We start from the raw sequence: 20,115 nt of genomic DNA, 5'->3' as shown, positions 1-20,115 counted from the left end.
GTACCTCGAATTGTTGTATTTATGAAAATTAATTACGTAAAGTATGGATCAAAATGCGATAATTGGCAAAACAAAAAGCAAAACTGTTGCAAAATTACATATTGATGCTACTGCAAACGTATTCAATTTCAACCTGAGGCATCTTTCTAGATAATGTTAAAATTTTGTATGTAGATGCTTTTCTAGCAAGAAACTACAGCGTGACTTTTATTGATTAACAGGAATCACTCACGATGACACAACAACTTCTGCAACAATTGGTTGAGATGCGCGGGATCGAGACTCACTTCGTTGATGCATGGGGTAACCCAGCAACAATCGCTCAAGAGAGTCAGGAAAAACTGCTCAATGTATTGGGCTACAACACAACCAATGAAACAGAAATCCAACGACAGATCTCTGAAGACATTCAATCGGTGTGGTTATCGCCCTTGAACCCTGTACAGGTGATTCGTTCGGGAGAGTTACTTGTCGTACCCGTGCGTTTGCCGATTGAATTGGTTAATGACACTCACGTTCTAGTTATTACTGAAGAGTCTGGCGAAGTATCTGAATTCAAAGTAATTCCTACTGACGGTGAACTATCGGCATCCGCTCATATCGACGATGTGGAGTTTCACGAGTATCAACTAACCATAAATGCAGAGCTACCTCTTGGCTATCACACGATGGAACTTCGTGCTGATAGCGATGTACTAGCGTCAGTGCGTTTAATTGTTGCACCAAAAGCCTGTTACACCCCTGAGCCTGTTGCGGAAGGTAAAAAAGTATGGGGTTTGAGCGTCCAGTTGTATTGTATCCGCAGCGAGTCCAACTGGGGTATTGGTGATTTTAGCGACCTCAGAAAACTTGTAGGTTATGCCGCTAGTGTGGGAGCAGACTTCATCGGTCTTAACCCCATCCACGCATTATACCCTGCTAATCCAAATGCTTGCTCGCCTTATGGTCCGTCCTCTCGTCGCTGGTTGAACTATCTTTATATCGACCCTTCTGTAATAGAAGGGTTTGAACACGATGATGTACAGGCGATACTCAATCGGGAAGATTTTCAACAACAACTCGCTCATGTTCGTCAAGTTGAACATGTAGATTACGAAGGCGTTACACGCTTAAAGTTAGCGTTGTTAAGAGCAGTTTTTGACGTATATAACAACAAGTACCTTAAAAAGAACACCAAACAGAACAAAGCGTTCAAAGCGTTTGTGGCAGAAGGTGGGACCAGCCTTGATATGTTGGCAGTGTATGATGCACTTCAGTCTCATTTGCAAAAGGAAGGTAAGGAATGTTGGGGATGGCCTGTCTTCCCTGATGAATATAAAGACTACCACAACCCTGCTGTTGAGAAGTTCAAAAAGGCTAACCTTACTGACGTTAAGTTTTACTTGTTTATGCAATGGATAGCTGCAGAACAACTAGAGGCGGCAAACCAGGCGGCGCAAGATGCGGGTATGACCATCGGACTCTACCGCGACCTAGCGGTTGGGGTAAGCGAGGGTAGCGCTGAAATCTGGGGTAATAAGGATTTGTACTGCACAGACGCTAGTGTAGGTGCTCCACCTGATATTCTTGGCCCTCTTGGTCAAAATTGGGGACTGCCGCCAATGGATCCTCATAAGTTATATCAACAGGGGTATCAACCGATTATCGATCTTTTTGCTGCGAATATGGCGTCTTCTGGTTCGCTGCGTATTGACCACGTAATGGCATTGCTTCGCTTGTGGTGGGTAGTTAAAGGTGACGATGCCAAAGACGGTGGGTACCTTTATTATCCAGTAGACGACCTACTTGGTATTTTGGCGCTAGAGAGTCACCGCAACAAGAGTTTAGTCATTGGTGAAGACTTAGGCACCGTGCCTGATGAAATTCGCGTAAAGCTTGCCGACAACGGCGTGTACTCCTATCGTGTATTCTTCTTTGAGCAAGCGGAAGATGGTGGATTTTTCTCACCTTCTCATTATCCAATTCAATCTATGTCTACGCTGACGACCCATGACATGCCTACCTTAATCGGTTTCTGGCACTGCCTTGACTTAGAACTTGGGAAAGAGCTGGGTTTGTATCCAACAGAAGAGATTCTTCAAACGCTATATGCAGACCGTCACAAGAATAAACAGGCTATTCTCGATACCCTCCATGGGCATAACTCGGTGAGTGGTGATGTAGGCCACGACGTCAATGTTACTGGGATGACACAGCCGCTTAACTACGGGATGCAGGTACATATGGCAGGTGGTTCTAGCGCGCTATTGAGTTTACAGTTAGAAGATTGGTTGCAAATGGACAAGCCAGTGAATATACCTGGTACGTTTAATGAATATCCGAACTGGCGTAGAAAGCTCACACAGAATATTGAATCAATTTTTGACAATGGTGATATTCAGTCCCTGGCAGGCCAATTGACGCAAGCACGAAACAACGCGAGCAAATAACGTTTTTAAGCGAATGGCAGTGGCACGACAAACCTTTCGGTTTGTCGTGCATCATTCCGGATAAACACACTATCAAGGAATTTTCGCCAATCATTGTAATGAATACGTTTAAAACCTTTGCTAAGTGAGATAACTTAAGTATTACTACTGACGAGCTGAATGTTCGTCAGCTTTTTGTGCGGTGCGATTGTTATTAGTGCCATGCACAACCACCTGCAACGTTGCGGGGGATCACTAAGGAGTAGCAGATGAAGCAAACATTGGCACAGGCAAGCTGTGCAGCGCCATTTTCCCTTCTCGGGCCTGAAAAAAATAAACAAATCACGACACTACGCGCTTGGCACCCTGACGCCGTTAAAATCCACGTAAGTTGGCCAAATTCTTCTACTCCGTCTTCAGAACTATCATTGGATACTAGCTCAGGACTATTCACCGCGGAATTTACTGATTTTCCTGAGAGTTCGCTGTACACCCTTGAGGTTATTACCGCAGAAAAGACCTTCAGTTACACCGACCCATATCAATTTAAAGAAGAAGCGTTTCATGCGGTTCACTTCATTGACCATGAGCCAATGAATCTATACCACCAAGCCGGTGCGCAGCTCACCTCGGTGGAGAGAGACAATCAAAATGTAGATGGAACACGCTTTAGCGTATATGCACCAAATGCCTCAGCGGTTTCTGTAATCGGTGATTTTAATGGTTGGGATGGCCGCTTGCACCCGATGGAAAAAACATCAATGGGCTTCTGGGTACTTTTCGTTCCTGAATTAGGAGAGGGGCAGCGTTACAAATACCAAGTAAAAGATGGTGCAGGCAACGCATTACCACATAAATCGGATCCTATTGGTTTTAGTGCGGAGCAATATCCATCCCATGCATCATTGGTGTATAACCACAACACTTATCAGTGGAACGACAGTGATTGGATGGAGGCTCGCAAGCAAGATAAATACGAAAATCCCATGAGTATTTATGAAGTTCACTTGGGGTCATGGAAACGACCTGACGAAGAGAATGAAAATCGCTATTTGTCATATAAATCACTGGCAGCGACACTAATTCCCTATGTAAAAGACATGGGGTACACCCACATTGAGCTCATGCCAGTATCGGAGTTTCCTTTTGATGGGTCGTGGGGCTATCAACCCGTTGGAATGTTTTCTCCTACCAGTCGATTCGGCGATCCAGACGAATTTAAGTGCTTTGTTGATCAATGTCACCAAGCCGGTATCGGAGTGATTATTGATTGGGTGCCTGCACATTTCCCAGAGGATGGTCACGGGTTAGCACGCTTTGATGGTTCATGCGTTTATGAGTACGAAGATCCAAGAAAGGGGTGGCACCCAGATTGGAATTCGTGCATTTACGACTTTGGTAAAGATACCGTGCGTCAGTTCTTAGTTGCTAATGCCTTGTTCTGGCTAGATAAGTTCCATATTGATGGGCTAAGAGTAGATGCGGTAGCATCAATGCTTTACCTTGATTACTCTCGCAACGATGGAGAGTGGATCCCCAACGTTGATGGCGGAAATGAGAACTACGAAGCCATCAGTCTGTTGAGGTGGTGCAATGAAGAGGTATACAAACATTTTCCTGATGCAATGACAATTGCCGAAGAATCCACCTCGTTTCCCAAGGTGTCTCGCCCTGTTTTTGAAGGCGGCTTGGGTTTCGGATTTAAATGGAATATGGGTTGGATGCACGATTCGTTGCATTACATCTCTAAAGATCCGGCGTACAGACGCTATCACCACGGTGATATTACTTTCAGTATGGTTTACGCCTATGATGAAAGCTTTGTACTCCCTATTTCTCACGATGAAGTTGTACATGGCAAAGGTAGCCTCATAGGCAAGATGCCCGGTGACGAATGGCAGCAAGCTGCTAATCAACGGTCTTATGCTGCCTTTATGTATGGGCATCCCGGTAAGAAGCTCAATTTTATGGGGAACGAATTAGGGCAAAGTCGAGAGTGGAATCACGACGGTCAGCTCGACTGGGATTTGCTCGAGTACCCCAAACACAAAGGGATGCAGGCGCTCTATCGTGACCTAAATCATATGTATAAAGCATTTCCTGCGCTCTATGACAATGACCACAATCACAAAGGCTTCATGTGGTTAGACCACGAAAATGCCGATCAGAGTGTAGTGTCTTTCGTAAGGCGCTCACAAACAGGGTCTCAGCGAATTTACGTAGTGACCAATTTTACGCCAATTCCCAGAGAGCATTTCAGAATTGGCGTTGAAGATGATCGCCAACTCAAACTGATATTGAATACGGATAATAGTGTATATTGGGGGAGTGATTTTGATGTACAACCTCGACTAAATGCTGAGGTTTGTCCGTGGAATAATCAGCCGTTTTCCGTACAATTAACCATACCACCTTTGGCCACAGTTTTTTACGTAACGGACTAGCAACACATTGGATACACGCGTTCATACTTTTGATTGTGACTTAATTACACAAGGTAGCCCCCATCCACTGGGGGCTACTCTGGTTGATGGCGGCTGTAATTTTGCAGTTTATGCACCAGAAGCCATCGCCGTAGTACTTTGCCTTTTTCAATCCGATACCGAAGAAATGCTTTCGGAAGTTGCATTACCTGAACGCACAGGTGATGTATGGCACGGATTCGTTTCGAATCTCACCGAGGGGTATTTGTATGGCTATCGAGTTGAGAGGGCATACAATTCACTGCATGCGGCTTCCTCAGACAAGCTACTCATCGACCCTTATGCTAAAAAACTCAGCCGTGCGGTCCACTGGGATGCAAGGCAATATAAAAAAGACTCTCAGTTTATGGTCCCCAAGGGGGTCATCGTTGAGCCAACGAGTTACGCAAGTAAGTCGGTTAATAAACCCAAACTGAAACCAAGCGAAAGGATTATTTATGAGGCCCACGTAAAAGGGCTGACTAAAAGCCATCCCGACGTACCTAAAGCCGATAGAGGTAAGTTCTTAGGAGCCTGTCATCCTGCGGTACTATCGCACTTAACGTCCCTTGGTATTACCACTGTTCAATTCATGCCTTTGTGCTCGTTTATGCCAGAGCCATACATTACCGAAAAAGGGCTAACTAACTATTGGGGATACAACCCCATCAACTTTTTTGCCCCTGAGCCTCGTTATGCCAATGTTGATGCGATTGCCGAAGTTAAGCAAATGGTTCAAGCCTACCACGACGCTGGACTGGAGGTGATTGTTGATGTTGTCTTTAATCACACCGCAGAAAGTGGAAAGGGGGGCCGGTACTGTCGTTTAAAGGATTTTGTCCGTTTCAAGCTTATTTATACAGCCAGAATATTGAAGGTAAGTTGGTCTTCGACAACCACAGTGGCTGTGGCAACACTATAAATACTGCTAACCCCTTTATGATGGGGCTGATATTAGACGCTATGCGTTTTTGGGTATCAGTGATAGGTATAGACGGTTTTAGATTTGATTTGGCTGTGTGTTTAGGTCGTGAGCCCCAAGAATACAACAAATACTCTGGTCTTATCCGCGCAATCAACCAAGATCCTGTATTGCAAAATGTGGTGTTACTCGCAGAGCCTTGGGACATTGGTCCTGGAGGCTATCAAGTGGGGAATTTCCCCTCGCCATGGTTAGAGGTTAACGATAAATACCGCGATACTACACGAGCGTTTTGGCGTGGTGACGAGGGACTGGCAGGTGAGTTCGCAACGCGCTTGATGGGGTCTAGGGATATTTTCCACAAGGGTGTACGTCATATCTCAACATCGGTCAATAATGTCACTTATCACGATGGCTTCACGCTACACGATATGGTGAGCTATGAGCAACGTCATAATCTCGCGAACCTTGAAGATAATCGCGATGGTCATGGTCATAACCTGTCGGCAAATTATGGCGTTGAAGGTGAGACGACCAATAAAAAATTCTCGCACTGCGTGAACGTCAAAAGCGTAACTTGTTTGCGACTCTATTGTTCTCTCAGGGGACGCCACATATATTAGGGGGAGATGAACTCAGCCGTACCCAGCAGGGCAATAATAACGCCTATTGTCAGGATAATCCGATCAGTTGGTATGATTGGGAAATGAATAAACGAAAGCAGGATTTCTTGGAATTCTGTCAATATGTGGTCCATTTGCGAAAAAACTCCACCTTGCTTAAGGAATTGCAGCTGGAGGACGACGGTTTTCATCTTTCTAAAAACGTCAGTCAAATAAATTGGTACAAGCCGGATGGCACTGGCAAAGCCTCTGAAGATTGGCAAGCTCGTCACAATCAAGCGTTTGGCATAGAGATTCGCGGCTCGGTAAAAAACACCCATCATCCAGAACATTGGTTTTTATGTGTTAATGCCTCTGATAATGACTTAAGGTTTAATCTTCCAAGACTCTCACCTTTTGGCGGCTGGACTTTACAATTGGACACCCGTTATCCATCTTTAAGTGAGCAGCCTAAAATTTGTATTCAGCAGGTGTTTTTGCAAGCTGGTAAGTCGCTCACCTTGTTCAGTTATAGTGAATACGAGCGTTAAACTTTACCTCTGAGCGCAAAATAGGCATACCGTAAAGTTTTGGTGCGTGTAAGCTGTTCTTTATCCGTGCAGCTGGTATGATGCGCTCCCATCTGAAAAGTGAGGGCAAACCTATGCAAAATGATGGTGGTAAACTGAATTCTGAAGCCGAATGTGATATTGGTTTTATTGGTCTGGGGGTAATGGGGAATAACTTAACCATGAACCTAGTCGACCATGGTTACCGTGTTGCTTGTTTCGACTTAGATCAGCAAAAAGTTGAGTCAATTTTGGCGAAAGATGCCAGTGAGCGTGAAGAAGGTAGCGCACCTCGCGTCGAAGGTTGTAGTTCTTATACTGAATTACTCAGCAAACTGAAAACACCACATTGCATCATTTTGTCTGTTCCTGCCGGTGACCCAGTCGATCACGTTTGTCATCACCTCATTGATGCGGGTATTCAAGCTGACGATATTGTTGTTGATACGGGTAATAGCCTGTGGACCGATTCTGTTGCACGTGAAGAAAAGTACAAAGGTAAGTTTATCTTTTTCTCTACTGCAGTATCTGGTGGAGAAGTAGGCGCGCGTTTTGGCCCTTCCTTAATGCCATCCGGTAACCCCTATGCTTGGACGCGTATAGAACCCATCTTAAAATCGATTTCAGCAAAAGTAGACCCGCAGACTGGTAAGCCGATTGAAAGTAATACACCAGGCAAGCCCGTAAAAGACGGTGAACCTTGTGCTACCTACATTGGCCCTGTGGGTGCAGGCCATTACGTCAAAATGGTACACAATGGTATTGAATATGCGGATATGCAGCTTATTTGCGAAGCGTACCATGTTATGCGTCAAGCGTTGAATATGACACCCTCTGACATTGCCGCGGTATTCCGCCGCTGGAATGAAGGTAAACTTAATAGCTATCTAATGGAAATCAGTGCAGAAGTACTCGATCAAGCAGATCCAGAAACTGATGCGCCGTTAGTCGATGTTATTCTGGACCGCGCGGGCCAAAAAGGCACCGGTTTATGGACAGCAGTAAGTGCACTGGAAGTAGGAAGCCCCGCACAAACTATCACGTCAGCAGTTTTCGCACGTAGCATCTCAAGTTTGAAAAGCGAGCGTGTTGCAGCGAGTGAAGTACTCACAGGTCCGTCGGCAACAACATACACCGCAGAAGAAACTACCGTAATTGTGAACCAACTGGAACAAGCCCTATATTGCTCGAAAATTTGTGCTTATGCGCAAGGTTTCCAATTAATGGCGATGGCCGCAAAAGAGCACGGCTGGGAGTTAGAGTTCGGTGAGATTGCTAAGATTTGGCGAGCTGGTTGTATAATTCGTGCAGTTTTCTTGCAGTCTATTTCACAGGCATATGAAAACAACGAAGAATTACCGAATCTTCTACTCGATCCCTATTTCGCAGAGCAAATCACTCAATATCAGGCAGATTGGCGCCAATCTATTGCGCAGGCAACCATTGCAGGGGTTCCTTGTCCTGCAATGATGTCGGCGTTGAGCTATTACGATTCCTATCGTACTGCTGTATTGCCAGCAAACTTACTGCAAGGGCAGAGAGACTATTTTGGTGCACACACTTATCAACGTGTAGATAAGCCAGCTGGCAAAAAATACCACATGGAGTGGAGCGATCCTGCACGCCCACAGACCACGATCAAGAAGTAATGAACTGATTGTTGGTGATACATCGTATAGAAAAGGTGTACTCTTTGAGTGCACCGTTTTTTTATGGAGTAAGGTATGACACAAACTGATTGGTCTGAAGTTCTGTCGCCAGAAGAGTATCGAGTGTGCAGACAGTCAGGCACAGAGCGTCCATTTACTGGCGTGTTACTCAATGAATCCCGTGACGGAATGTACATTTGTAAGTGTTGCGGTGCTGATTTATTTCCCTCGGAGTCGAAATTCGACGCAGGTTGCGGTTGGCCCTCTTTTTTTAAACAGCACAGTGATAATGTGGGTTATCGCGAAGACCATACCCATGGTATGCACAGAATAGAAATTTTCTGTAATAGCTGTGATGCTCACTTGGGACATGTTTTTCCTGATGGACCTGAGCCAACAGGTCAACGTTACTGTGTGAATTCCGTTTCGCTAACGTTTAAGGGTGATGGTGTTGAAATTAAAGGCTAGTTCGGCGCTACACTTACATGTGGTTAAAAAATAGACTAAACGTGAATTGCTGTCGAAAATTCATGGAAAAAAACCGCGTTTTCACGCGGTTTTTGTTGTTTAGTGCTTTTATATTTTGTAATTGAGTTTCAAAATTACAAGCGATTCAAGCGTAACGCATTTGCGTCAAATTCTTCCCGTCTTAACGCCCATACAATATCGTCAGCTACATCATCGAGAATGTCGGTGGGCAACCCGTGGGCCTCACCGAGGAGTTCTCGTTCTAGTGAAGGAATTTTGTCATCAAAGCTTTCAGCGACGGAAAGCCATACATAAGCCATTTGAAATTTATCATCGTCTAAGGCAATAGACACCAAAGAATGAAAAATTGAGACGTCGATGTCACTGCTGTCTTTATAGATGGATAGGGCACGATAAAGAGTTTGCGTTGTTAACGCGTTGTCATACTTGATCTGCAGTGATGCCAGAATTACCAGCAAGTTTGGATCATCAATATTTCTGCGTTGAGCATAGGACTCAAACCGAGAGAGTGCATCTCTATCATTAAATCGAGACCAGTGATAGTAAGAAAGGTAAGGGTCGGGTGAGGTTTTGGTTTCTCTCGCTAACCGTGATAGCTCCTGCTGGGCAGTTAAAACGCCCTTGAGCCGAGTTGCCTCTTTACCACGCCTTTTGATGTGCTCGATGTGTTGTGCTTCTTCCACACATACTAAATACTCCTCAAATGCGAGCATAAGAGGGTATTTATAGGCATCGGATGGGTCATCTTTGTGCTCGTACCTCAAACGAATAATGTCTGCGCGATCGTACCTACATCGAGCGTCAAGATTCAAATCTAAGCAAAACTCACTGTGGGTTTCACATATTTCAGCAATCGTTGGTTTAAACATATCGCTGCATCCACTTAAGCTAAGAGAAATAACTACGGCTAGACTAAGGTATTTTGAAAATGTTGGAATATTACTGAATATTGCCGTGTTTTTTATTGTTTTTATTGTATTTTTGAAACTTATCAACAATTTGGTGTTCCCTGCTTGTTTCATTACTATGGTGGCCATCACGCCAGATACTCACCTAGTGTACCCTAAAATTATAATGTACTGACGTGTCAACTATCGTAAATTTTCGTCGATAAAAGGCAGAAACATGAATCAACAATTTGAACAGGAATTACAAAGTAGTTGGCAAGAACGCCAAGAATATGCAGAAATGATGTTGCCACTTATCGGTAAACTCTATCGCAATAATTCGGTAGAGATTTCAGTGTATGGTCGTTCGCTGTTAAATGCTAGTGCAATTGATGTGATTAAAGCGCATCGCAAAGTGCGTTTGCACGAAGGTATCAAACTTCGTTTAAGAGAAAGTTTTCCTATTGTTAAAGCGTTAAGCGAGATGTCATTGGCTCCTGCACAAATCGATATCGGTAAGTTGGCCTTCGATTTTAACTACGGTGCAGCAGTAGATAAAGAAGACCTCAACGCGTTTTTGACTGAGAAGCTAGACGCCGTGGCTGGAAAAGCTGACGAGCAAGCACCTCAAGATGTTGTTCTTTATGGTTTTGGGCGCATAGGTCGTCTATTGGCGCGCTTGTTGATTGAGCGTCAGGGCCAAAACAACAAACTTCGTCTTCGCGCTATCGTTGTCAGAGGTGGACGAGATGGTGACTTAGAAAAACGCGCAAGCTTGTTACGCCGCGATTCAGTACATGGACCTTTCAATGGGAGTATCACTGTTGACCATGAGCGCAATGCGCTTAAGGCGAACGGTTCATTCATCCAAGTAATTTATGCCAATAGCCCAGACGAAGTGGATTACACTCAATATGGTATTCAAAATGCCATTATTGTTGATAATACAGGTATCTGGCGTGACCGTGATGGTCTTGGTCTCCACCTCAAAGCAAAAGGTGCTGCGAAAGCAATGCTTACTGCTCCGGGCAAAGGGGATATCAAGAACATCGTTCATGGTGTAAATCATCAGGACGTGACTGCTGACGATACTATTCTGTCAGCGGCAAGTTGTACCACCAACGCCATCACTCCAGTGCTTAAGGCGTTGGAGGAAGAATACGGCATTGAAAATGGTCACGTAGAAACGGTTCACTCATTTACCAATGACCAGAACCTCATTGACAATTATCACAAGGGTGATCGCAGAGGAAGAAGCGCACCGTTAAATATGGTAATCACGGAGACAGGTGCGGCGAAGGCGGTAGCAAAAGCCTTTCCTGTTTTGGCTGGAAAACTGACCGGAAACGCAATTCGAGTTCCCACACCGAATGTATCTTTGGCAATATTAAACTTAAACCTAAAAGAATCGGTGGATAAGGTCTCAGTGAATGAATTCTTACGAGACACTGCATTGTTTTCATCGTTACAACATCAGATAGATTACACGGCGAGTAAAGAAATAGTATCTACTGACTTAGTGGGTTCAAGAGCAGCGTCTGTAATTGACTCTCAAGCGACAATTGCCGCTGACAAACGTTTAACTTTGTACGTGTGGTACGACAATGAATTTGGTTACAGCTGCCAGGTAATGCGTGTTGTGGCTGATATGGCAGGGCTTCATATCCCATCACTGCCAGTGTAGCGATGAGAGTGTAAATATTTTGCTGTACAAAAACCGACCCATCGAGGTCGGTTTTTTGCATTAGTCCCCTTATGAATACGGGTTCACATGGCATTATGAATCAGGTCTATGCTAAATTACCGCACAAATAATTACGACGGCGACAGACCATGCACATCTCAAGTCAATTCGACAGTGGAAGCATTAATATTGTTAATGCAAAATCACCTGATGATATTCAACTCACTATTCCAAAAGACAACCAATCAGAGTTTGCTCAATGGTTTCACTTTCGACTGGTTGGTGAAGTGTTTATCACTCATTCAATCACTATTTCTGACTTAGCAAAGTCAGCGTACCCAGCTGGTTGGGAGAACTACAATGTTCTCGCATCGTATGACAGACAAACGTGGTTCCGCGTTCCAACAACGTTCGATGGAGACAAGTTACAGTTTTCTCTCACCTTAGAGCAGCCGAGTGTATTTTTCGCTTATTTCATTCCTTATAGCTATGAAAGACACTTGGATCTTATTCATGATGCGCAAATGGCATTGCACTGTGAACATCAATTTCTGGGCTTGACGTTGGACGGACGAGATATGTCTATGTTGATTATCGGCGAGCCGTCACCAGAGAAGAAAAAAATATGGGTCACTGCACGTCAACACCCTGGTGAAACAATGGCTGAGTGGTGCGCAGAAGGAATTATTTACCGTTTGCTGGATGAACAAGATGGTTTAGCTCGCAAACTTCTCGATAATGCGGTTTTTTATGTTGTGCCTAACATGAATCCAGACGGCAGTGCACGAGGCCATTTACGTACCAACGCAGTGGGCACTAACCTAAATCGCGAGTGGGCGACACCAAGTGCAGAAAAAAGCCCAGAAGTTCTATGTGTACTAGACGCAATGAAAGCGATTGGTGTAGATATGTACCTAGACTTACACGGTGATGAGGCGTTACCTTATAATTTCGTCGCTGGGTGTGAGGGAAACCCAAGCTACTCAGATGACATTAAGCAACTGGAAGACACTTTCAAAACCGCGCTAATGGCAGCGACGCCAGAATTTCAAGACGTGTATGGTTACGACAAAGACGCGCCGGGCGAGGGTAATCTGACGGTTGCGGCAAATGCAGTGGGTGAACGCTTTAATTGTCTGTCGTATACGGTTGAAATGCCTTTTAAAGATAACGCCGATTTACCTGACATACAGTTTGGATGGTCAGTACAACGTAGCCGCCAATTAGGTGAAGATATACTTATTGCTGTAAACGCTGTGATAAACCAATTAGGATAAGAAGTTCACAACGATTGTGAACCACAACGACAACATAACAACAATTACATAGGGGTAGATACCTTGGAAGGGTTATATAGTTTTTTAGTCATGCTTGATGGCTTGTTAGGGGGAGCGGGTTGGTTTCCGTTTGTTCTGCTGGGGGTAGGTTTTTTCTTTACCATCTATCTTAAGTTTCCTCAGATCCGCTTTTTCAAACATGCGTGGCAGGTAGTAACTGGTAAGTACGACAAAGAGAGTGATCCTGGCGACACTACTCACTTTAGAGCATTGACAACGGCACTGTCTGGTACTGTGGGAACTGGTAACATTAGTGGTGTGGCATTTGCGATATTCCTTGGTGGCCCAGCAGCGCTATTCTGGATGTGGGCAACTGCCTTTCTTGGTATGACAACCAAATTCGTTGAGGTTACGCTTTCACACAAATATCGCGTGAAAACGGAAGACGGCACTATGGCTGGTGGCCCCATGTATTATATGGACCGTCGTCTAAACATGAAATGGTTGGCAGTTGCATTTGCTATTGCCACTGTTATTAGTTCTTTCGGCACGGGTAATTTGCCTCAAAGTAACGGTATTGCACAAAGTATTGAAGCAACCTTTGGTTTTGAGCCATGGATTGTTGGTAGCGTTCTAGGTATTTTTCTTGCGTTGGTTATTCTAGGTGGTATTCAACGTATTGCAGCTTTCACAGCCCGAGTTGTTCCAGTGATGGCAGTCGTCTACTTGATTGGCGCTTTGGCAGTTATTTTTGCCAATATTGAAAACATAGGCCCCTCATTTGCTGCGGTTATCAGCGATGCATTTACCGGTTCTGCCGCAGCCGGTGGATTCCTAGGTGCCTCTTTAGCCTATGCCTTTAATCGTGGTGTAAACCGTGGTTTATTCTCGAATGAAGCGGGTCAAGGTTCAGCGCCTATTGCCCACGCTGCAGCAAAAACCAAGGAGCCAGCCTCAGAAGGGATGGTGTCACTGCTCGAGCCTTTCATTGATACCATTATCATTTGTACGATTACAGGTTTAGTGATTCTTTCTTCTGGTGTTTGGAAGGAAAAGCACGAAAATGTATTCGATCGCTCTGATATGTTGTTTGTTGAGGGACATTATGATGATAGCGACCAAGCGGATGTGAATAAACTGTACGGTTATCTAAACGAAATCGAAGGTAACGACGTATCTGCTTTTAACGGCACAATTTCAGTGGTAAACGGTACAGCAGTCAGTGACGGTTATACATTACTAAACTCTCGCTCTGTTGCTGAAGACGTGACCTATTCTGTAGGTAGTGAAGACTTGTTCACAGGTACGTTAACCATCGAAGATGGTAAGCCAATAAAAGAAAACCTAGTAGTGAGCGGTAAGTCGCTGGTTCATTCTGCAACCTTGACAACCATAGCCTTTACTCGTGGTTTCTTCGGCGATTTCGGGCAGTATATTGTGTCTATTGGGCTTTTGTTGTTCGCGTTCTCTACTGCTATTGCTTGGTCTTACTACGGTGACCGCGCCATGACGTATCTTTTAGGGCCCCGTTCAGTAATGCCTTATCGCGTCATCTATGTAGCGGGATTTGTTTGGGCGTCATTCTCAGATACTACCTTAGTGTGGGCGTTATCTGCGGTGGCTATTGTAGTGATGACATTGCCTAACTTGTTCGGCATCATGCTGCTCGCCAAAGAAATGAAAGAAACGGTAAACGAGTATTGGGATCGCGTCACTAAGTAATCAGTTGACCTCGTACTTAACCGAATTGATGGGTGTGGCTTTAGCGGTAGCAGTTTAAAAAGTCCACGCATCAAAGTATACAAACTAGCCCACGTATTACGTGGGCTTTGATTGTCTAAGCCATTGCTGCCCGGTTATGACAATAGATTGATTCAGGAGCATTTTATGGCGCTCATCGATTGCCCAGCATGCAATAAAAAAACCCTCAGATAAAGCGACAGAGTGTCCGCACTGTGGTTTCAAACTAGGTGATGCAACAGCAGAAGACATCGAAAGAAAGCAAAAGTTGCAGAAGTTTAACAAACTGCAGAGCATTCAAAACCAGTCGTTGATCGCTATGCTGATTTTCGTTGCTGGATTCGGTTTTATGTATTGGGGCGGTGCGCAGCCCGGAGACTTACAACACAACCTGGCGATACTTGCAAGTATATGTGGGTTTGTTTGGTATCTGGTTAACCGTGCTCGCGTAGTAATGATAAAGCGATTCAAATCATGAATATAGATGTAATGGTAAATGCTATGACTCCCGAAGTGTACGACCGCTTGCGTGAAGCGGTTGAAACGGGAAAGTGGCCAGATGGTACCCCTCTCTCTGAGGACCAGAAAGAAAGTAGTATGCAAGCCGTAATGTTGTATCAGGCTAAGATAGCTCATTCAACTGAACATATGACCATCAATGAAGCCGGTGAAATTGTTCATAAAAGCAAGCAAGATTTTAAGCGCGATATCAAGGCGCCATCAGACAACAATACAATAGCACGGTTTAAACAGGATGATATTTAGGCGTTTTTTTGCCCCTTCGCACACAAGCAAAGACCCTCAAAAGCGATTGCTCGCCATTGATGAACTTAACCCTGAAAAGGCGAATGAAAAAACTTTTCTTCACGAGCTGGCATTTAATGATGATGACAGCAAGGTCTCAATCGCCGCTTTACAAAAACTTAATTCCTTTGCACTTTGGCAGAAAATGGCACAAACGGCGAAGTGCCCCGTTGTTAAAAAGAGCGCTGAGAAGCAAGTTAGAGATACGCTGCTGGGCATGTCAGACACGTCGCTGTCGGTAAAAGAAAAAGAGGCATTTGTCGCTGAATCAGCCAATATGGAATTGGTTCAGAGTATTATTGAGCATGATTCACAACTACGTGCAAATGACGGGTTGATGCAAAAGCTTATTGAAAAATTCGACAAGCCGAATTTTACACAATACGCTTTTTTGAACGGTAGTGAATCCCTGCAACACCATATTATACAAAGCACCCAAGACGCCTCATTTTTACAGAAACTTGAGAAAAAATCCCGTAAGTCTGATGTGCACGCTAGCATTGTAGATAGGCTAGATGACCTTAAATTACTTGCTCAAAAACCTATTTCAGTGCGAAAAGACGTGACTTTGTGCTTGTCTAAATATCAAGCCTTATTAGATAAGGTTGATGTTGGTCTTGTAAAATCGAGCCGCGCCGCTCTCGTGAGTGAGTACAACACGCTTGCACAAAGTTTTAATTGCTTTGACGATGCAGAGCGCGATGCATTAGTTGAAAAGTTTGAACGTATAGATGGGCAGATAGAACGTCACTTAGAGCGTATCCTACCCGAGTGGGAAGCAAAGCAGGCACAAGAACGTTTAACCGAATTAGTTGCGCTGTGCCATCAGCAGCATGAGCATGCCGTAAAGCAAGTGCATTGGTTGTACAGTAGTCGATTGGTAGAAGCCACACTTGCAGACGTTGCGGGCGTTAACGAAGCAGTGCGAAGTGTAGAGGCGACGCTGACAGAACTAGAGAAGCATCAAGGCGAAAAGAATGGTATTTCTGCTGTGCATCGCTCTTTAAGTGACCTAGTGAAAAAGCTTGATGCTTTCTCTATGCAGCAGCAATATGCACAAAAATTGGTCTCAATTGTTGAAGAGGCTAAGTTGCTTGCACAACGTTTCACAATGGCTATTGATGCCGAAAGTGGATCAGAAGCTACAGATACCTCAGTACTACTCAGTGCTTTCGACGACATTAAATCGCAATGGAAAAACCATGCAACATCGCTTGAGCTAATTCCGGCCGCAATTAATGAACAATGGCGAGAGGTTACTGGTCTGTTTAAAGCGCACATGGACGCCAAGTCTAAAGCGCTCAGTAGTCAGTTAAAACAATGCCGAAAGCTCATCAATGTGGTTGAAACGCTCATTGAGCAAGGGAAATACCGTGGCGCGCTCTCAAAATTCAGCGACCTCGAAACCGGCTATTCTGAATTGCCTAAAGGTGCACAAGATAGAGTGAGTAAACGCTTTGCATCGATCAAAGAGAGCATAGAAAAAGTGTCAGGATGGCAAGCCTTCTTAGTTTCAGATAAGAAACCTGCATTGCTTGAAGAGGCTCGTATACTCGCACAGGAAACGGTCGAAAAAATTGATGCTCGTGCTGCCCATATTCGTAGACTAAGAAAGCAGTGGATGCAGTTAGGCGAGAGTTCTAGCGAGGATACCACGGCACTAGACAAGGCCTTTGATGATGCGTTAGAAAAAGCATTCGCTCCGTGTCGTATGTTTTATGCCAAGCAAGAACAGGAGCGAAATGCTGCGTTGGAGGCTCGTCGTCAGTTGGTAACGTCGTTGTCGACACTTCCCTCGGATATACCAATGCAAAAACTGGCTAAAGAACTCGACGTATTGAAACAAAAATGGTTCAACGCAGGTCATGTAGACAAGTCGAAGTATCATGAAGTCAAAGCGGCTTGGCAAAACGCTTTTAAGCCACTTCAACAAAAGGTCGATGGTTGGTATCAAGATAACAAGAGTCAGAAGTTAGCACTGATTGCAAAAGCGAATGAGCTCGTTGGCAGCGATGATGTTCAAGCTGCCGCAGAAAATGCGCAGCAACTGCAAAAGGCATGGAAACTTGTGGGACATGCTGGGAGACGAGATGAATCCCAATTGTGGAGCGCTTTTAAAGAAGCTAATGATAAAATCTTCGGTGAACTGCACGCTGTCAAAAATGCTCAACACAATGAAAATGAAGCCTTGTTAAATACGTTGTTAAATAAAGTCATTGAAGTAAAAGCTCAGTTGAGTGAGGTTGGACAGTCGGAAATTTCGGTCATTTCAAGCGCGCTAAATGATATTCAGGAACAAGCATATTCACTACCAAAAGTGCTTAAGGGTAAAGTGCAATCCGAAGTATCCGGGGTCCATAGGGCAATCGACACAATGCAGCAAGAGCGCTCGCATAAACGCCTACACGAACGAACTAATGCATTAATCACATTATTGAGAGCAGGAACCGATGGCGTCGTGAGTGATGATATTTCTGAAGCATTGGGACGCCGATGGTTGAATGCGATTGATGGCGACGTTGAAAGTAATCAAAGTCGCCATTGGTTGACGGTTGCTCTTGAAGCAGCTGTGGATCTGCCAACGCCGAGTGAAGATAGTACGCTCAGAACTGATGTTCAGCTAAGCATGATGACTGCCAAGTTAGAACGAGGCGAGATTGCTACTGCTGATTTACTGTTTGAAAAGTGGCTTGCTCACGGCGCTGTTAGTAAGGCCGAGGAAGGTTTGCTAGAGCGTATTGAGCAAGTACTGGCTGCGAATCCTGAGATTGTGGAGTAGGTGCATGGACAATCAAGTCGAATTTAGTTTTGACAGTGAAATGCATGCCTACAAATTTCTCAATACGGTAAAGCATTTCGACGCCGATGCGCTGAAAGTGAAGTTTGGGCGTTCAGATCACCATGTACTCGTTTCTTATCGGGTAGCATTAGATGCTTTTGATACCACCCTGTCTCAGCTTGACGATTTAGCGAGAGACTTGGGTGGAGAAGAGGTTTAACGTAACACTACGAGGAAACACAAGGGATGGCGAATACTCACTCAGCGTTCATTGGACTAATGCAACGAGCGCGTAATGTTAAACGTTGGCCACTGATGGCCCAGTTTCAAGAAGAAATGTTGTCGACACATATCTACGAAGCGGCTGTCGTGGCACATATGCTCGGTGCTATTGCTAAAGATGTCTGCGGACAAGACGTTAATCCTGACAGAGTGGCCACCATGGCATTGTTTCACGAAGGCAGTGAAATAGCAGGGATGAGCGATATTCCAAGCCCTGTAAAATACCACGATCCAGAGACAACATCGGCGATCAAAAAGTTGGAGCGTCGGTTCGAAGCAATGCTCATCCAGACCTTGCCTAATGCATTACAGAGCAGGTATCAGCCACTCATTGAGCAAGACAAAGATGACATTCACGTGCGCTTAGCAAAGGCTGCCGACGTACTATGCGCTTATCTGAAATGCGAGAACGAGTTGTCTAAATCTAATTCTGAATTTGCCAATGCTATGCAGGAAATGGAAGTGCAATTACGTCAGTACCGAGAAAGATTCGAGGCTGTGGAGTATTTTTGCAAGGTGTTCCTAGAGGATGCCAAAGGCACACTAGACGAACAAACCAAGGATTTAGATTGGGTTGAACGCGCCAACACCTTGCATTTAGATACAGAATAAATTGTTTTTTGACGAATTTACGCAAAAGCGTTAGCAATCTGTTTCACTTCGCAGGTAATAACTTTCACGTTTGTGTATCCCATGTTTCGGAGTTGCTCTGCGCAAAGCGTCGCTCTTACTGCTGAAGCACAGTGGAGATAAATAGGTCTATTGTCGTCACCTTCCATCGCGATTATTTTCATTTCCAGAATACCTCTAGGAATATTGATTGCCGCAGGAACAGGAGCGACGGCAACTTCTTGTGGCTCTCGTACATCAATGAGTAAACCATTGTCTGTCCCGATGAGTTGATGTGCTTCTTGTGCCGTGATTTTTTCGATATCGAAAGGAATACTCGCTAAACGTTCAGCAATTGTCTTAGGCATGGTGTTATTTCCACTCTAGTTGACTTGTATTAATATTAGCTTATTCTAATATTTAATGTATTGCAAAATTAGCGAAGGTATATTTTCGTCTAGTCGACATTCTCGGCAGTAGCGGTATACTTTGCGCTTGTTAAGAATAACTTCACAATACGGAGAATTTAGTGTTGATGTCTGTCTCAGAGCGTCGAAATGCTGAAGAAATGCTTAAACATGCCACTGACGCGGAGCAGTACCTAAAGCAACTCGCCAATAAAACTCGTCTGATGATTTTATGTTCGTTACTCAATGAGGAACTTTCAGTGTCCGCGCTTTTGGATAGAGTGGATGTTTCTCAGCCAGTGATGTCTCAACATTTAGCATTACTTCGAGAGTCTGGACTTGTAGCAACGCGAAGAGAAGGGCAGGTCATATGTTACCGCCTCGCTGACGAACGAGTTAAACAAACGATCAATCTGTTGTATCAGTTCTTTTGTGCACCTACAGAGTAGTTCGCTTAACTTAACGTTTGTACACATAGATAAAAGCACTTTACTCGCGTAAAATTTCGATATCTTTACCCTTCGTATTTGCAACTGTGAATGCGA

At 44.5% G+C, this 20,115-nt stretch carries 14 protein-coding genes and 2 pseudogenes; 14 read left to right on the top strand and 2 right to left on the bottom strand.

Annotation, left to right across the window (positions count from 1 at the left end; all coding sequences use genetic code 11):
* Positions 1-233: 233 nt before the first annotated feature.
* The 5 genes and pseudogenes from malQ (at position 234) to msrB (ending at position 9,080) form a co-directional block, all read left to right on the top strand.
* Positions 234-2,429 carry a 4-alpha-glucanotransferase gene (gene malQ, locus EYS00_RS16755; protein ID WP_130638656.1) on the top strand — a complete coding sequence of 732 codons (2,196 nt, stop codon included), beginning with the start codon at positions 234-236 and terminating at the stop codon, positions 2,427-2,429.
* Positions 2,430-2,677: 248 nt separating this feature from the next.
* On the top strand, positions 2,678-4,852 hold the full coding sequence (gene glgB / locus EYS00_RS16750; protein WP_130638654.1) for a 1,4-alpha-glucan branching protein GlgB: 2,175 nt from the start codon (positions 2,678-2,680) through the stop codon (positions 4,850-4,852).
* 7 nt (positions 4,853-4,859) lie between these two features.
* Positions 4,860-6,945 (top strand): annotated as a pseudogene (glgX, locus tag EYS00_RS16745) (glycogen debranching protein GlgX).
* 113 nt (positions 6,946-7,058) lie between these two features.
* On the top strand, positions 7,059-8,612 hold the full coding sequence (gene gndA, locus EYS00_RS16740; RefSeq protein ID WP_130638652.1) for an NADP-dependent phosphogluconate dehydrogenase: 1,554 nt from the start codon (positions 7,059-7,061) through the stop codon (positions 8,610-8,612).
* 75 nt (positions 8,613-8,687) lie between these two features.
* Positions 8,688-9,080, top strand: a complete 393-nt coding sequence (msrB, locus tag EYS00_RS16735; RefSeq protein ID WP_130638650.1) for a peptide-methionine (R)-S-oxide reductase MsrB — start codon at positions 8,688-8,690, stop codon at positions 9,078-9,080.
* A 134-nt stretch (positions 9,081-9,214) separates the two neighbouring features.
* Here msrB and EYS00_RS16730 read toward each other — a convergent pair whose 3' ends face one another.
* On the bottom strand, positions 9,215-10,123 hold the full coding sequence (locus tag EYS00_RS16730; protein WP_258313037.1) for a DUF2989 domain-containing protein: 909 nt from the start codon (positions 10,121-10,123) through the stop codon (positions 9,215-9,217).
* 103 nt (positions 10,124-10,226) lie between these two features.
* Between EYS00_RS16730 and EYS00_RS16725 the strand changes: the two genes are divergently transcribed.
* From EYS00_RS16725 to yfbR, 8 genes and pseudogenes are all read left to right on the top strand, one after another.
* Positions 10,227-11,672, top strand: coding sequence for a glyceraldehyde-3-phosphate dehydrogenase (locus tag EYS00_RS16725; protein WP_130638648.1), 1,446 nt, complete (start codon positions 10,227-10,229; stop codon positions 11,670-11,672).
* Between the two features lie 149 nt (positions 11,673-11,821).
* On the top strand, positions 11,822-12,949 hold the full coding sequence (locus EYS00_RS16720; RefSeq protein ID WP_130638646.1) for a M14-type cytosolic carboxypeptidase: 1,128 nt from the start codon (positions 11,822-11,824) through the stop codon (positions 12,947-12,949).
* A gap of 63 nt (positions 12,950-13,012) precedes the next feature.
* Positions 13,013-14,671, top strand: coding sequence for a sodium:alanine symporter family protein (locus EYS00_RS16715; RefSeq protein WP_130638644.1), 1,659 nt, complete (start codon positions 13,013-13,015; stop codon positions 14,669-14,671).
* A 165-nt stretch (positions 14,672-14,836) separates the two neighbouring features.
* Positions 14,837-15,167 (top strand): annotated as a pseudogene (locus EYS00_RS16710) (hypothetical protein).
* Entirely contained in the window at positions 15,164-15,454 is a 291-nt protein-coding gene (locus EYS00_RS16705) for a YeaC family protein (RefSeq protein ID WP_130638642.1), read from the top strand. The pseudogene EYS00_RS16710 and the gene EYS00_RS16705 overlap by 4 nt, the downstream one beginning before the upstream one ends.
* A complete protein-coding gene (locus EYS00_RS16700) occupies positions 15,444-18,272 on the top strand; it encodes a DUF349 domain-containing protein (RefSeq protein ID WP_130638640.1) in 2,829 nt (942 codons plus the stop codon). The genes EYS00_RS16705 and EYS00_RS16700 overlap by 11 nt, the downstream gene beginning before the upstream one ends.
* Positions 18,273-18,276: 4 nt before the next feature.
* A complete protein-coding gene (locus EYS00_RS16695) occupies positions 18,277-18,492 on the top strand; it encodes a hypothetical protein (RefSeq protein WP_130638638.1) in 216 nt (71 codons plus the stop codon).
* A gap of 26 nt (positions 18,493-18,518) precedes the next feature.
* On the top strand, positions 18,519-19,166 hold the full coding sequence (gene yfbR / locus EYS00_RS16690; protein ID WP_130638636.1) for a 5'-deoxynucleotidase: 648 nt from the start codon (positions 18,519-18,521) through the stop codon (positions 19,164-19,166).
* 17 nt (positions 19,167-19,183) lie between these two features.
* Here yfbR and EYS00_RS16685 read toward each other — a convergent pair whose 3' ends face one another.
* Entirely contained in the window at positions 19,184-19,531 is a 348-nt protein-coding gene (locus tag EYS00_RS16685) for a rhodanese-like domain-containing protein (RefSeq protein ID WP_130638634.1), read from the bottom strand.
* A 167-nt stretch (positions 19,532-19,698) separates the two neighbouring features.
* On the opposite strand from EYS00_RS16685, the gene EYS00_RS16680 reads away from it, so the two are divergent.
* Positions 19,699-20,019, top strand: coding sequence for a metalloregulator ArsR/SmtB family transcription factor (locus EYS00_RS16680; protein ID WP_130638708.1), 321 nt, complete (start codon positions 19,699-19,701; stop codon positions 20,017-20,019).
* Positions 20,020-20,115 lie beyond the last annotated feature (96 nt).

Origin of the sequence: Alteromonas sp. KUL49 (assembly GCF_006538345.1) — a bacterium.
GTDB lineage: Bacteria > Pseudomonadota > Gammaproteobacteria > Enterobacterales > Alteromonadaceae > Alteromonas.
The sequence above is the reverse complement of the archived record's forward strand: the minus strand, read 5'-3'. Positions and strand labels throughout refer to the sequence as shown.

Coding starts and splice junctions, on each gene's coding strand:
- malQ (WP_130638656.1), top strand. CDS start 234: ATGACACAACAACTTCTGCAACAATTGGTTGAGATGCGCGGGATCGAG.
- glgB (WP_130638654.1), top strand. CDS start 2,678: ATGAAGCAAACATTGGCACAGGCAAGCTGTGCAGCGCCATTTTCCCTT.
- gndA (WP_130638652.1), top strand. CDS start 7,059: ATGCAAAATGATGGTGGTAAACTGAATTCTGAAGCCGAATGTGATATT.
- msrB (WP_130638650.1), top strand. CDS start 8,688: ATGACACAAACTGATTGGTCTGAAGTTCTGTCGCCAGAAGAGTATCGA.
- EYS00_RS16730 (WP_258313037.1), bottom strand. CDS start 10,123: ATGAAACAAGCAGGGAACACCAAATTGTTGATAAGTTTCAAAAATACA.
- EYS00_RS16725 (WP_130638648.1), top strand. CDS start 10,227: ATGAATCAACAATTTGAACAGGAATTACAAAGTAGTTGGCAAGAACGC.
- EYS00_RS16720 (WP_130638646.1), top strand. CDS start 11,822: ATGCACATCTCAAGTCAATTCGACAGTGGAAGCATTAATATTGTTAAT.
- EYS00_RS16705 (WP_130638642.1), top strand. CDS start 15,164: ATGAATATAGATGTAATGGTAAATGCTATGACTCCCGAAGTGTACGAC.
- EYS00_RS16700 (WP_130638640.1), top strand. CDS start 15,444: ATGATATTTAGGCGTTTTTTTGCCCCTTCGCACACAAGCAAAGACCCT.
- EYS00_RS16695 (WP_130638638.1), top strand. CDS start 18,277: ATGGACAATCAAGTCGAATTTAGTTTTGACAGTGAAATGCATGCCTAC.
- yfbR (WP_130638636.1), top strand. CDS start 18,519: ATGGCGAATACTCACTCAGCGTTCATTGGACTAATGCAACGAGCGCGT.
- EYS00_RS16685 (WP_130638634.1), bottom strand. CDS start 19,531: ATGCCTAAGACAATTGCTGAACGTTTAGCGAGTATTCCTTTCGATATC.
- EYS00_RS16680 (WP_130638708.1), top strand. CDS start 19,699: ATGTCTGTCTCAGAGCGTCGAAATGCTGAAGAAATGCTTAAACATGCC.